At 46.1% G+C, this 14,620-nt stretch carries 12 protein-coding genes and 1 pseudogene; all 13 read left to right on the top strand.

Translation table 11 applies throughout. From position 1 onward, the window contains the following. Positions 1 to 294: 294 nt before the first annotated feature. Positions 295 to 762, top strand: coding sequence for a division/cell wall cluster transcriptional repressor MraZ (gene mraZ / locus KN811_RS15655; protein WP_187967165.1), 468 nt, complete (start codon positions 295 to 297; stop codon positions 760 to 762). Next, positions 749 to 1,645, top strand: a complete 897-nt coding sequence (gene rsmH, locus KN811_RS15650; RefSeq protein WP_187967164.1) for a 16S rRNA (cytosine(1402)-N(4))-methyltransferase RsmH — start codon at positions 749 to 751, stop codon at positions 1,643 to 1,645. Before mraZ ends, rsmH begins: the two co-directional genes overlap by 14 nt. Positions 1,646 to 1,658: 13 nt before the next feature. Continuing rightward, a complete protein-coding gene (locus KN811_RS15645; protein WP_187967163.1) occupies positions 1,659 to 1,982 on the top strand; it encodes an FtsL-like putative cell division protein in 324 nt (107 codons plus the stop codon). Positions 1,983 to 2,110: 128 nt separating this feature from the next. Continuing rightward, positions 2,111 to 4,111, top strand: a complete 2,001-nt coding sequence (locus tag KN811_RS15640; RefSeq protein WP_187967162.1) for a penicillin-binding protein — start codon at positions 2,111 to 2,113, stop codon at positions 4,109 to 4,111. A 3-nt stretch (positions 4,112 to 4,114) separates the two neighbouring features. Next, positions 4,115 to 5,578 (top strand): UDP-N-acetylmuramoyl-L-alanyl-D-glutamate--2,6-diaminopimelate ligase, encoded by a 1,464-nt coding sequence (locus KN811_RS15635; protein WP_187967161.1) that lies wholly within the window; start codon positions 4,115 to 4,117, stop codon positions 5,576 to 5,578. 88 nt (positions 5,579 to 5,666) lie between these two features. Continuing rightward, the gene (mraY, locus tag KN811_RS15630; RefSeq protein WP_187967160.1) at positions 5,667 to 6,890 is read left to right on the top strand and encodes a phospho-N-acetylmuramoyl-pentapeptide-transferase; all 1,224 of its coding nucleotides are present in this window, start codon (positions 5,667 to 5,669) and stop codon (positions 6,888 to 6,890) included. 5 nt (positions 6,891 to 6,895) lie between these two features. Further along, positions 6,896 to 8,254 carry a UDP-N-acetylmuramoyl-L-alanine--D-glutamate ligase gene (gene murD, locus KN811_RS15625; RefSeq protein ID WP_187967159.1) on the top strand — a complete coding sequence of 453 codons (1,359 nt, stop codon included), beginning with the start codon at positions 6,896 to 6,898 and terminating at the stop codon, positions 8,252 to 8,254. A gap of 37 nt (positions 8,255 to 8,291) precedes the next feature. Beyond that, positions 8,292 to 8,687: pseudogene (locus KN811_RS15620) on the top strand (four helix bundle protein). A 47-nt stretch (positions 8,688 to 8,734) separates the two neighbouring features. Beyond that, a complete protein-coding gene (locus tag KN811_RS15615) occupies positions 8,735 to 9,940 on the top strand; it encodes an FtsW/RodA/SpoVE family cell cycle protein (protein ID WP_216334887.1) in 1,206 nt (401 codons plus the stop codon). After that, positions 9,927 to 11,105, top strand: a complete 1,179-nt coding sequence (murG, locus tag KN811_RS15610) for an undecaprenyldiphospho-muramoylpentapeptide beta-N-acetylglucosaminyltransferase (protein WP_187966280.1) — start codon at positions 9,927 to 9,929, stop codon at positions 11,103 to 11,105. Before KN811_RS15615 ends, murG begins: the two co-directional genes overlap by 14 nt. Beyond that, positions 11,102 to 12,454, top strand: a complete 1,353-nt coding sequence (gene murC, locus KN811_RS15605; RefSeq protein WP_187966279.1) for a UDP-N-acetylmuramate--L-alanine ligase — start codon at positions 11,102 to 11,104, stop codon at positions 12,452 to 12,454. Before murG ends, murC begins: the two co-directional genes overlap by 4 nt. Positions 12,455 to 12,531: 77 nt before the next feature. Next, on the top strand, positions 12,532 to 13,248 hold the full coding sequence (locus KN811_RS15600) for a cell division protein FtsQ/DivIB (protein ID WP_187966278.1): 717 nt from the start codon (positions 12,532 to 12,534) through the stop codon (positions 13,246 to 13,248). Between the two features lie 3 nt (positions 13,249 to 13,251). After that, a complete protein-coding gene (gene ftsA / locus KN811_RS15595) occupies positions 13,252 to 14,580 on the top strand; it encodes a cell division protein FtsA (protein ID WP_187966277.1) in 1,329 nt (442 codons plus the stop codon). Positions 14,581 to 14,620: the final 40 nt, after the last annotated feature.

The following is a 14,620-nucleotide window of genomic DNA, read 5'->3' as shown; positions in this document are numbered from 1 at the left end:
CCCTCCCTTTTTTATGAAAAATTAATGTTCTGGAGGGAAATACAACAGTAAATGACCGAAAGAAATTATAACTAAAAATTAGGAAATATGTAAGCTGTTTTGTAGGTGAAATACATCAGAAAAGAAGGTTTAAGCAGGTGAACTCACGGTTATTAACGCCCGGAACAAGGGCGAAATCGTGTATTTCAACGGGAAAATCGCAAAACTTATCAACAAAGTGGTAAAAAGTGGTAAAAAGTGGTAAATAATTCCATATATTTGAAAAAGTAATTGCCGGAACCTTACTGTTTGATAATGAATAACTTCATCGGGACATACGAGTGCAAAGCGGATGCCAAGGGCAGGGTAATGCTCCCTGTGGCCCTGAAAAATCAGCTTTCGCCGATGTTGCAGCAGGGCTTTGTGCTCAAGCGGGCTGTGTTTCAGTCCTGCCTGGAATTGTACCCCATGGAGGAATGGAATGTGTTGATGCAAAAAATGAACAAACTCAACAGGTTCAAGAAAAAGAACAACGATTTTATTCGTCGTTTTACAGCAGGAGTGAAAATGGTGGAGGTAGATGCAACGGGGCGGCTGCTTATTCCTAAGGATCTGATAGGTTTTGCGGAGATCAGTAAGGAGATCGTGTTGTCTTCGGCTATTAACATTATTGAAATTTGGGACAAAGATAAGTATGAACAGGCCATTGACGATGCCGCTGTGGATTTTGCTGACCTGGCCGAAGAAGTAATGGGAGATGATGATGACGATGAGCTATCATAACCCCGTATTGCTGCAGGAGTCTGTTGACGGACTGCAGGTGAAAGAAGACGGAGTCTATGTAGACGTGACTTTCGGGGGTGGAGGGCACTCTCGTGAAATATTGAAAAGACTGGGGAGTAAGGGAAGGTTGTTTGCCTTCGACCAGGATGAGGATGCGTTGGAAAATGCGCTGGACGACGAACGGTTTGTGCTGATCCATGAAAATTTCCGGCATGTGAAGCGTTTTCTGAGACTGCACGGCGTAAAACAGGTAGATGGTGTGCTCGGAGATTTTGGGGTTTCTTCTCATCAGTTCGATATTCCCGAGCGCGGTTTTTCCATCAGGTTCGAGGCCGGGTTGGACATGAGAATGAGCAAAAGAAGTGAGCTGTCGGCTTATAATGTAGTGAATGATTATGACGAAGAACAGTTGCGCAGCATCCTGAGTTTGTATGGTGAACTGAAAAATGCACGGGCTGTTGCCGGGGCCATTGTGGCGGCGCGAAAAGAATTGCCATTAAAGACTACTGAGGATCTGAAACATGTATTGGAGCGGTTTTTACCAAGACGAAAGGAAAATAAAGTGCTGGCCCAGGTGTATCAGGCCATCCGTATAGAAGTGAACAGGGAGATAGAAGTGCTGAGGGAGTTTTTGAAGCAAATGCCCGATATGTTGAAGAAAGAAGGAAGGTTGAGCCTTATAAGTTATCATTCGCTGGAAGACAGGCTGGTTAAAAGGTTTATCCGCAGTGGAATGTTCGAAGGTGAACCGGAAAAGGATTTCTACGGAAATGTAGATGTCCCTTTTAAGAAAGTGGGCAAACTGATAGTGCCGACGGCCGATGAGATAGCGCAGAATAACAGGGCGAGAAGCGCCAAGCTGAGGATCGCCGAACGGATTTAAAGAAAGGCGGGAAATGAAGGACAAGCTGATAGATATATTAAAAGGGAAGTTCCTGGTGAGCGAGGATGCGGTGAAGAACTGGAGGTTTATCCTGTTTGCTTCGGCCCTTGCGGTGTTGATGATAGCCAGTTCCCACAGTGCGGATAAAAAAGTGCACGAGATCGCAAAGCTCAATGACGAAGTAAAGGAATTGCGCAGCGAATTTGTAGATACCAGGGCCAGGATGCAACAAATGAAACTCGAGTCCACGATCATGGCCCGCTTAAAAGATGAGGGTTTAAAACAATCGGACAGAGCGCCGAAAAAAATAGTGATTGTAGAAAATGATGACCGGTGACTGGTGGTCGGAGGTCGGTATTCAGTAATCGGTAATCAGTAGATAAGCTGAATACAAATTACAACCACCGAATACCGATTACTGAATACTGATTACCGAATACCGAAACACAGATTTTAAAGAGAACAATGCCGATAACAGAAAAGAAAATATTGCACAGACTCTATTTTGTGGCCGGGACCATGTTTCTGTTCTCTGTGGCTGTGGCCGTAAAGCTGGTCTTTATCCAGATCGAGGGTGAAGAATACCGGCAACTCGCAGAAGAACGGACCATCAGAAACTTTACCATCCCGGCAAACAGGGGTAATCTCTATTCAGACGACGGTAGTCTCCTGGCTACCTCGGTAACCAAATATGATATCCGTTTTGATGCCCTTACGGTTTCTGCCAAAAACTTTGAGAAGTACCTGAAACCACTGTCCGATGAGTTGTCAAAAATGCTGGGGAAGCCCTCTTCCTATTATCAGAATATATTCCGGAAGGCGAGGGCTAATAAGAACAGGTATCTGCTGGTAACCCGAGACCTCGGGTATTCCGATTATATAAAGGTGAAGAATTTTCCGCTTTTCGAACTCGGCCCGTACAAAGGGGGGCTTATCGTGGAGCAGCATGTGGAAAGGGAACATCCGCTCGGAAAGATCGCCGAGCGAAGTATAGGTTATGAACGCCGTGACGAGAACGGGCACCTGCTCAATGTAGGACTGGAAGGGGCTTATAGCGAATATCTAAGCGGAAGAGAGGGAAAACGGTTAAAACAACGTATAGCCAAAGGCCAGTGGAAGCCGATCAGCGACAATAACGAAATCGAGCCCAAAGATGGCTATGATGTGATCTCTACTATTGATATCAATATACAGGATATAGCACATCATGCACTGCTGTCTCAACTGGAAAAATACAAGGCGGAACACGGCTCGGTTGTGGTGATGGAAACCAAAACGGGCGAAGTAAAGGCCATTTCCAACCTGGGCAGGACCAGTGAAGGGAAATATTACGAAAAACTGAACTATGCCATAGGGGAATCGCACGAACCGGGTTCTACCTTTAAGTTGATGGCCCTTGCAGTAGCTCTGGATGATAAGGTGGTCGATACCAATGATATTGTAGATACCGAAAAGGGGACTATATATTATCATAGGAAGAGAGTCAGGGATACCAAGATAGGAGGCCACGGAAAGATAACCATTTCCAGGGCCTTTGAGGTGTCGTCCAATGTGGGGGTGGTGAGGACCATTCATGACCATTACAGCGATCATCCAGAACGGTTTGTGGGAAAACTCCGTGATATGGGGCTCGATAAACGGCTGGGGCTGTCTATTAAGGGAGAGGGAAAACCTTATATCCCCGATCCGAAAAACAAAAAACAATGGAGCGGTATAGCTCTGGAGTGGATGGCATTCGGTTATGGTGTTTCACTCACGCCGCTTCAGACACTTACTTTTTATAATGCCGTGGCCAATAACGGTGAAATGGTGAAGCCAAGGCTTATTAAGGAAGTGAGGGAGTGGGACAAGACCATCATGAAATTTGAAAAAGAAGTCCTGAACCCTCAGGTGTGTTCGCCGGAGACCATTGGCAAACTCCAGGAAATGATGAAGAATGTGGTGTTGAAGGGTACCGGAAAAAGGCTTTATACCCCTAATTTCTCCATGGCAGGAAAGACCGGGACAGCCCAGAAAAACTACGGCCCTAAAAAGAAAGAAAAGTTTGCATATATATCTTCATTTGCCGGTTATTTTCCCGCGGATGACCCCAAATATTCCTGTATCGTGGTCGTTCATGAGCCCGACAGGAGTGTTGGCTATTACGGGGCGGATGTCTCCGGGCCTGTATTTAAGAGTATAGCCCATAAAATATACACCAATTCCCCTCTGCATGACGAGGTGGAAGACCTTGAAAAAGAAAAAACCGGAACGGAGAAGGATTACCAATCCTATTATGCCAAAGCGCAAAAACGTTTTCAGGTAATGCCCGATGTCCAGGGAATGAGTGGTATGGATGCCATTCCACTCCTTGAAAACCTGGGATTGAAGGTCAAGGTAGTAGGAAACGGAAGAGTGAAAAAACAATCCATATCCGAAGGAAAGAAAATAGTGCCCGATCAAACCATAGTATTAGAACTGTCATAACCTGTGAGTACGTTAAAGGACATATTGTACAAAGTGCCCATAGATGCTGTTACCGGGAATACTTCGGTAGCAGTAAATGTTATATGCTTTGACTCCCGGAACGTATCCCTTAACGATGTTTTTGTAGCCATAAAGGGTACTGAAGCAGACGGGCATGCATATATAAAAGGCGCCATAGAAAAAGGAGCGGTAGCCATAATCTGTGAAGAAATGCCGTCCGATATTGTCAATGGGGTCACCTATGTGCAGGTAACTGATACCCATGCGGCCTTGGCGGTAATGGCGGCCAATTACTACGGAAACCCTTCGGCAGACCTGCGGATGGTGGGGATAACCGGCACCAATGGTAAGACGACCATCGCTACACTCTTGTACCAGTTGTTCCGGAAAGCCGGATACAAGGTCGGGTTGATCTCCACCGTGAAAATACTGGTGGATAAAGAAGAGTACAAAGCAACCCACACCACGCCCGATCCGTTGACCATAAATTATTACCTGGATTTGATGACCCGTGCCGGAGTGGAGTACTGTTTTATGGAAGTCAGCTCTCATGGCATCGCCCAGAAGCGAACGGAAGGGCTGCAATTTGCGGGAGGGGTGTTTACGAACCTTTCTCACGATCACCTGGACTATCACCACACCTTTGCCGAGTACAGGGATGTGAAAAAATCCTTTTTTGACCACCTGCCCAAAACAGCCTTTGCGCTGACCAATATAGATGATAAGAACGGTATTGTGATGATACAGAATACCGTAGCCAAAAAAATCACCTATGCCCTGAAATCCTATGCCAATTACAGGGCGAAGATACTGGAAAACCAGTTCAACGGACTTTTGTTAAAAATAGGTGAGAATGAAGTATGGGTAAAACTCATAGGCCGTTTCAATGCCTATAATATGCTGGCCATATACGCCACGGCAGAATTGCTGGGACTGGAAGAGCTGGAAATACTCCGCCTGCTAAGTGAGCTGGAAAGCGTTAAGGGGAGGTTCCAGTATTTTATTTCCGAAAGGAAAGTAACTGTGATTGTAGACTATTCCCATACACCGGATTCCCTGAAGAATGTACTGGAGACCATAAATAGTATCCGTACGGGAAATGAAGAGCTGATCACCGTAGTAGGATGCGGAGGAGACCGGGACAAGACCAAAAGGCCTGTAATGGCTGCCATCGCATCAGAACTCAGTACCAGGGCCATATTTACCTCCGATAACCCCAGGAGTGAAGACCCGGAAGCCATTATCCGGGACATGGAAAAAGGTGTGGAACCGCTAAATTTTAAAAAGACACTGGCTATCACCGACCGGAGGCAGGCTATAAAAGCAGCATGCCAGATGGCAGAAGAGAACGACATCATCCTTATCGCCGGAAAAGGACATGAAACCTATCAGGAGATCAAAGGCGTAAGAAAAGATTTTGACGATTTCAGGATTGCCGGGGAAATGATGAAAGAGCTGCATAAATAAAAGCCGCACAAAAAGAGTTAAAGAAGATAAAAATACCAACTAAGATCTATAACCTGAAACGATAAATTACAAACAACAAACAGTATAAATGCTTTACCACTTATTCGAATATCTGAGCAAACACTACCAGATCCCCGGAGCGGGACTTTTCCAGTTCCTCTCCTTCCGGGCAGCGATGGCTGTGATCTGCTCATTGCTTATATCTACTATTTACGGTAAGCATATTATTGATTTTCTGCGCAGGCAGCAGGTAGGAGAAACAGTGCGCGATCTGGGGCTGAAAGGACAGACAGAAAAAGCAGGGACCCCGACCATGGGAGGTATCATTATTATACTTTCTACACTGGTACCCGTGCTGTTGTTTGCCAAACTCAACAACATATACATCATACTGCTCCTGATCACAACAGTATGGATGGGGGCCATTGGTTTTGTAGACGATTACATCAAGATATTTAAAAAGGACAAAGAAGGATTAAAAGGAAGGTTTAAGATACTTGGCCAGATCGGGCTGGGTATCATTGTGGGAGCTACACTGTATTTTCATCCCGAAGTTACGGTAAAGGAAGAGGTGAAAACCGCGGATACGGAGATCGTGGCGCCGGTCGGAGAGATGGGGAAAGATGAAGGAAAATCCACCAAAACTACCATCCCGTTCGTAAAGAACAACGAACTGGACTATTCAAAGATCATCGCCTGGACCGGGGAAAATTACAGGGATTATGCCTGGCTGATATTCATTCCCATCGTGATCTTTATAGTCACTGCGGTTTCTAACGGAGCTAACCTCACCGATGGAATAGATGGACTGGCAGCCGGTTCCTCGGCTATTATCGTAATCGCCCTGGGAGTCTTTGCCTGGGTGTCCGGTAATATCATCTTTTCCAATTACCTGAACATTATGTATATCCCCCGGGTTGGGGAGATATCCGTATATATTGCTGCATTTACAGGGGCTCTTGTAGGTTTCCTTTGGTATAATACCTATCCCGCCCAGGTTTTTATGGGAGATACGGGCAGCCTTACCATTGGAGGGATCATTGCCGTCATAGCCGTGGCTGTGCGGAAAGAATTGCTCATCCCGGTATTGTGTGGCATATTCCTGGCCGAAAACCTGTCGGTAGTGTTGCAGGTCAGCTATTTTAAATATACCAAGAAAAAATACGGAGAAGGCAGGCGTATCTTTTTGATGTCGCCCCTGCATCACCATTATCAGAAAAAAGGATATCACGAAAGCAAGATCGTAACCCGTTTCTGGATTATCGGAATAATGCTGGCGATTATATCCATTGTAACATTGAAAGTAAGGTAATTGAAATGACGGCAGGTCAAAAAGAAAAGAGGGCCAGGTTAGTGGTCCTGGGTGGAGGAGAAAGTGGAATAGGTGCTGCCATACTGGGTAGAAAAGAAGGCTTTGAGGTCTTTGTTTCCGATAAGGGAAGGATAAAGGAAAAGTATAAGAACGTTCTTGAACAATACGAGATTATATGGGAAGAAGGGCAGCACAGTGCGGAGAAAATATACAGTGCCGATTTGGTGATGAAGAGTCCCGGAATACCCGATAGGGTGCCGCTAGTTACGGAGTTGGTAAAAAGAGGAATACCTGTTATTTCTGAAATTGAGTTTGCTGCTCAATACACCGATGCTCAACTGATCGGGATTACCGGAAGCAATGGCAAGACCACCACGACCATGCTCACGTACCACCTGTTAAAGAACGGTGGCCTCGACGCAGGAATGGCCGGAAACATAGGCGACAGTTTTGCGCAAATGGTGGCGGAGGACGATAAGAAATATTTCGTACTGGAAATAAGCAGCTTTCAGCTCGACGGAATCGTGTCGTTCCGGCCCGGTATCGCGGTGATCACCAATATCACCCCCGACCACCTTGACCGGTACGACTATAAGTTCGAAAACTATATCGCTTCCAAATTCCGGATAGCGATGAACCAGACCGCTGAAGATTACCTTATTTACGATGCAGATGATGAGGTGATAACGGACTGGCTGGCCAAACACCCCGTACCGTCGAGGTTGTTGCCTTTTTCCTTAGAGAAAAAGATCGAAAACGGTGCGTATTTAAAAGGCGATAAAATAATACTAACTATAGATAATGATCAGATAACTATGTCCACAGACACATTAACATTGGAAGGGAAGCACAACGTAAAGAATACCATGGCAGCTTCCCTGGTAGCCCAGCTGGTAAAAGTGAGAAAAAAGACCATAAGGGAAAGCCTGGAGAATTTTCAGGGCGTGGAGCACCGCCTGGAAAAAGTGCTCAAAATACAGAATGTACAGTATATCAACGACTCCAAGGCCACTAATGTAAATGCAGTTCTTTATGCACTTGATAGTATGACGGCTCCCACAGTGTGGATCGTTGGAGGAGAAGATAAAGGAAATGATTATACCGCGTTGATGCCCCTGGTAAGGGAAAAAGTGAAGGCGATCATCTGCCTGGGGCTGGACAATTCCAAGATCATCGAGGCCTTTGGCAAAGTCGCAGACCTGATGGTGGAAACCCAGTCTATGGAAGAAGCCGTAAAGATCGCTTATAAAATAGCAGAAAAAGGAGATAACGTGCTGCTTTCTCCCGCCTGTGCCAGCTTTGACCTGTTTGAGAGCTATGAAGACAGGGGAGATCAGTTCAAGGCAGCCGTGAAACGATTATAGTTATATGTTCAAAGTTTAAGGTTTAAGGTTTGGATTTATGGCAGGAGTTGAGCGATTTGAAGATCTGGAAATATGACGATTAGCAAGGGTTCTTTGTAATGACATCCATAATGTAGCCATAAATAGTAACCTCAGATCGGATTATAAACTTTATTCGCAAATAGATGGGTCTTCCGGTTCTGTTATGGATAATATAGCCGAAGGATTTGAGAGAAATGGAAATAAAGAATTTATTCAATTTTTGTCTATATCAAAATCATCTTGCGGCGAAACACGATCGCAACTTTATAGGGTATTGGACAGGAAATATAATAATGAGGTTGAATTTGAAAAACTAAAAGGACAAACAGTTACCCTAAGCAAAAAAATAGCCGCTTTTATGAGTTATTTAAATCGAAGTGAATACAAAGGCAGTAAATACAAAAGAAACTAAAAATTAAAACCTTAAACTTTGAACCTTAAACATTGAACCATAAAGCAATGCAAAGCATATTCAAGAACATAAAAGGGGACAGGACCATATGGGCGGTGATAGCCTTACTGGCCATACTTTCCTTTTTGCCGGTGTACAGTGCCAGTTCTAACCTGGTTTATGTGGTGGGCAACGGAACTACGGTAGGACATCTGCTGAAGCACGGGTTGTTATTGTTGCTGGGCTTTGGTATTATTTTCGGGGTGCATCGCATTCCGTACCGGTATTTTAAGGGGTTGTCCATCATAGCCATCCCTGTGGTGCTTTTATTGCTGGTGTTTACCCTGGCCCAGGGGACCACAATCAACGGGGCAAATGCCAGCCGCTGGGTGCAAATCCCTTTTGTGGGGGTGAGTTTTCAAACTTCAACACTGGCCACGGTGGTGTTGCTGATCTATGTGGCCAGGTACCTGTCCAAGATCAAAGACCGGCAGGTGAGTTTTAATGAAACCCTGCTGCCGTTGTGGGTGCCCGTATTTCTGATCATGGCGCTGATCCTCCCGGCCAACTTTTCCACTACGGCCATATTGTTCTTTATGGTGTTGGTGTTGTGTTTTTTGGGAGGATATCCAATGAAGTACATCTGGGCCATCATAGGGGTGGGTATTCTTTGTTTTTCCATGTTTATTCTGGTCAACAAGGCATTCCCGGGCGCCCTGCCCAACAGGATAGATACCTGGATGAGTCGTATAGAAAATTTTTCCAACGGAGAAGACAGCGATGCGGATTACCAGATAGAAAGGGCTAAAATAGCCATTGCAACCGGAGGCGTTGTAGGAGTAGGGGCAGGAAAAAGCGTAATGAAGAATTTTTTGCCCCAGAGCTCTTCCGATTTTATTTATGCCATTATCGTGGAAGAATACGGACTGGCAGGAGGACTGTTGTTGATGTTCCTCTATATGTTATTGCTTTTCCGGATCGTTATCGTAGCCTACAAGGCCGATTCGGTCTTTGGCAAGCTCGTTGTGGTTGGTGTGGGCCTGCCCATTGTGTTCCAGGCGCTGATCAATATGGCGGTAGCTGTGGAATTGTTTCCCGTTACCGGGCAAACCCTGCCCCTTATCAGTACCGGAGGAACATCGATATGGATGTCCTGCCTGGCCGTAGGTATTATACTTAGCGTAAGTGCAAAACGGCAGGAAGCGATGGCACAAACGAAAGTTGTACCGGAAGAAGAACAAAACCCGCTAGAGATATTAAGTGAGCAATTATAGGTTTATCATATCAGGAGGAGGTACCGGAGGGCATATTTACCCTGCCATAGCCATTGCGGACGAGCTAAAGGCCCGTTACCCGGAGGCCGAATTCCTCTTTGTAGGGGCCAGGGATCGGATGGAGATGGAGAAGGTGCCCCGTGCAGGATATAAGATAGAAGGTTTATGGATATCGGGAATACAGCGAAAACTCACCCTGAAGAACCTGTCGTTCCCGTTTAAGCTGATAAGCAGCTTGTGGAAAGCACGGGCCATAGTGAACAGGTTCAGTCCCGATATCGCCATAGGTACAGGCGGATTTGCCAGTGGCCCCCTGTTGCAGATGGCTTCCCGGAAAGGGATTCCCTGCGTGTTGCAGGAGCAAAATTCCTATCCGGGCATAACCAACAAATTGCTGGCCCAAAAGGCCAGGAAAATATGTGTGGCCTATGACGGACTGGAGCGGTTTTTTCCCGCAGAAAAGATCCTTAAGACTGGAAACCCTGTACGGCAGGATCTTTTGAAAGTGGGCGAGAAAAAAGAAGAAGCACAGAAGTTTTTCGGACTGAAACCGGACAAAAAAGTATTGCTGGTCCTTGGCGGCAGCCTGGGAGCAAGAGCCATAAACCAACTGGTGGAAAAACAATTGTCCCTGTTCCGGGAACATGAAGTGCAGGTATTGTGGCAATGCGGCAAATTGTATTATGAAGAATTTAAAAAACATACAGATAATACCGTTCAGGTTCATGCGTTTATAAACGAAATGGATCTGGCTTATGCAGCGGCCGATGTAGTGATATCCAGGGCGGGGGCAGGCTCCGTGTCCGAGCTCAGTATTGTAGGGAAACCGGTGATCTTTATCCCGTCTCCCCATGTGGCGGAAGATCATCAGACCAAAAATGCCAGGGCCGTGGCCGATAAGGATGCCGCCATCCTGATCCGGGAAAAGGATCTGGAAGAAAAGTTCGAAGGCGAATTTTCAACCCTGATCTCTTCGGAGGCCAGGCAAAACGAACTGGGAGCCAACATAAAAAAACTGGCGCTACCCAACGCTACGAAGGATATAGTAGATGAAATAGAAAAACACGTAAAGACGCACGGCCGTGCGTCTCAAACGGAAAAAAAGGACGATGCGTCTCAAACGGGAATGAAAGGCCGTGCGTCTCAAACGAAACAACCTAAATGAATATAAAGACCATACATAACGTCTATTTTATCGGTATAGGAGGCATAGGAATGTCCGCCCTTGCCCGCTATTTTAAGTTTGTGGGTAAGAACGTCGGCGGGTATGACCGTGTTTCCACCGAAATAACCCAGGGATTGGAGGAAGCAGGTATAGAAGTGACCTTTAAAGACGATGTAAAAAAAGTCTCTCCGGAATTTCTGGACCCGGTCAATACCCTTGTGGTATATACACCTGCCATCCCGGGTGATAATGTGTTGTACAACTATTTCGTGGAAAAGGAATTCAGGATCAGTAAGCGAGCCGAAGTGCTGGGGCAGATCACTGAAAGCTCCTTTTGTTATGCCGTGGCCGGAACGCACGGAAAGACCACAACATCGGCAATCCTGACCCATGTGCTCAGGGAGACCGGAACACCGCTAACGGCATTTCTGGGTGGTATATCCGAAAATCTGAACAGTAATTTCCTGTTAGAAGGAGACAAGATAACAGTGACCGAGGCCGATGAGTTCGACCGCTCGTTCCTGCACCTGTCGCCCGATATAGCCTGTATTACGTCCATAGATGCCGATCACCTGGATATATATGGTGACAAGGCTGAAATGGAAAGGACCTTTCATGCTTTTGCAAAAAAGGTAAAACCGGGAGGAAAACTTGTGGTGCGATATGGATTGCCCCTGAAGGGAATTACCTATGGCATGGAAGAAGAGGCAGATTATGCGATAGAAAGTGTAAAAATAGAGAGCGGAAGCTATCTTTTTGATATCCGCATGCGTGAAGAACTCGTGGCCGGAGTTCGTTTTGACAAGCCCGGAAAACACAATTTGCTGAATGCCCTGGCAGCATTCGCCATGGCGGTTGAAGGAGGTGCATCGCCCCGGGAAGCGGCTGATGCCCTGGCCGGGTTCAAAGGAGTGAAAAGAAGATTTTCTTACCAGTTGAAAACCGACGCCCTGGTCTATGTGGACGATTATGCCCATCACCCTACGGAGATCAACGCGGTTTATCAGGCCGTAAGGGAAATGTATCCCGGGAAAAAAGTACTGGCTGTTTTTCAGCCTCACCTCTTTAGCCGTACCAGGGATTTTATGGATGAGTTTGCAGAAAGTCTCTCTCAATTCGACGAGGTGGTTTTGCTGGATATTTATCCCGCGAGGGAAGAGCCGATCGAGGACGTGACTTCCGGTCGCCTGCTGGACAAAATAGATAATAAAAACAAACAACTGTTAAGCAAAAAAGAATTGCTGCCGCTGATGGAAACTACCGATGCCGGGGTTGTGCTTACCCTTGGTGCCGGGGACATTGGGATGGAAGTGAACAAGATCCGGGAAGTGCTGTCCCAAAGATCATAAAATGATGGCAGCAATACCGCGAAACAGGACAAGGAACACAGACAAGAACAAAAAAATAATATACTAACATCCGTAAAATGCGAAAAGTCATATATATCATAAAGTTGTTTTTCGTACTTATAGTGCTGGTATTTCTGTATTCTTTTGCCAATCAAAGACATAACAAAAAAACAATACGCAGCGTTAATATCGAATTTCTGGACGGTGACAACCTGTTTGTAACGTATCCCATGGTTAATAAATTGTTAATACAAAATGCGGATTCCGTCACGAGCATACCTAAAGAAAAATTAGTTTTGAATAAGTTGGAGAATATTTTAAACTCTAACGAAATGATACAGGAAGCCCAGGTCTATCTGACTGTAAACGGGCAACTTGGTGCAAAAGTAAAACAGAGAGAACCCCTGGCCCGTGTAGAAGGGCAGGATTCGTTTTACATAGACAGAGAGGGGAAGCAGATGCCCCTGTCCCATGTACATACCGCCCGTGTACCATTGATTACGGGGAAGGTAGATGAAAACGCCCTGAATGAAATCTATGCGCTGGTAAAGTATATAAATGAAGACAGATTTTTAAACAGGAATATTGTAGGGATACACACAACGGGATCGGGATACGAGTTGAAGCTGCGAATGGACGACTTTACTGTAGCTCTGGGGAATACGGACAACCTGGAACAGAAGGTCGTTAATTTTAAAGCATTTTATCAAAAGGCTTTAAAAGACGGTTCGTTGAAAAATTACAAAAGAGTCGATCTTCGGTTTGATGACCAGGTGGTGTGTACCAAAAAATAAGTTATGGAACAGGAGAAATATGCAATAGGATTGGATATAGGAACCACGAAGATCGTGGTTATGATAGGCCGGCGGAATGAATACGGCAAAATAGAGATATTGGGTATAGGAAAAGCCAAGAGCCTGGGCGTGCACCGGGGGGTGGTGAACAATATCACCCAGACCATCCAGTCCATTCAGCAGGCGGTACAGGAAGCCGAGAACGACTCCGGAAAAAAGATCACTGAGGTGGTTGTCGGTATCGCCGGACAGCATATAAGAAGTTTGCAGCACAGCGACTATATAACCAGGCCTAACTCGGACGAGGTGATCGACGAGGCCGATGTAGACAGATTGTGCAACCAGGTCTACAAACTGGTAATGCTTCCCGGTGAAGAGATCATACATGTACTGCCGCAGGAATACAAACTGGACGGGCAATCCGAGATCAAGGAGCCCATAGGCATGTATGGCGGACGCTTGGAAGCCAACTTCCACGTTGTGGTGGGGCAGGTGTCTTCCATACGCAATATCGGAAGGTGTGTAAAGAGTTCCGGCCTGGAACTGGGCGGGATCACCCTGGAGCCGCTGGCTTCGGCCAATGCAGTGCTTAGCCAGGAAGAAAAAGAAGCGGGAGTAGCGCTTATCGATATAGGGGGCGGAACCACCGACCTCGCTATTTTTAAAGACGGGATCATCCGTCATACGGCCGTGATACCTTTCGGTGGAAATGTCATTACGGAAGATATCAAGGAAGGCTGCTCTATTATAGAAAAGCAGGCCGAATTGCTCAAGATCAAGTTCGGTTCCGCATGGCCGGGTGAGAACAAAGACAACGAGATCGTGTCCATCCCCGGATTGCGGGGCAGGGAACCCAAGGAGATAACCCTGAAAAACCTCTCCAAGATCATTCACGCCAGAGCCGTGGAGATCATAGAGCAGGTGTATATGGAAGTCAAGAATTACGGCCACGAAGAGCAAAAAAAGAAGCTCATCGCCGGAATAGTGCTCACCGGAGGAGGAAGCCAGCTGAAACACCTGAAGCAGCTGGTAGAATATATTACCGGGATGGATACCAGAATAGGCTATCCTAATGAGCACCTCGCCGGGGATTCGGACCCTGAAGTGGCCAGTCCCGTTTACGCCACAGCCGTTGGCCTGGTGATGAACGCGCTGGACAGGCGGGAAAAGGCCATCATAGAAGAAGAGGAAGAAGCCGAACGAGAAAATATACAGCAACCCCAGGAACCAACCAATGAGCCCGAAACTGTATCGAGGCCAAAAAAGGAACGAAAGTCCTTTTTGGAAAAATGGTCAGATAGAGTAAAAGACTTTTTAGACAATGCAGAATAAACAGATTGTATTGACTAAAGAAAAAGAAATTAAAACCTGT

Source organism: Sinomicrobium weinanense (assembly GCF_018863395.1).
GTDB classification, from domain to species: domain Bacteria; phylum Bacteroidota; class Bacteroidia; order Flavobacteriales; family Flavobacteriaceae; genus Sinomicrobium; species Sinomicrobium weinanense.
This window is presented reverse-complemented; position numbering and strand designations above follow the sequence as displayed.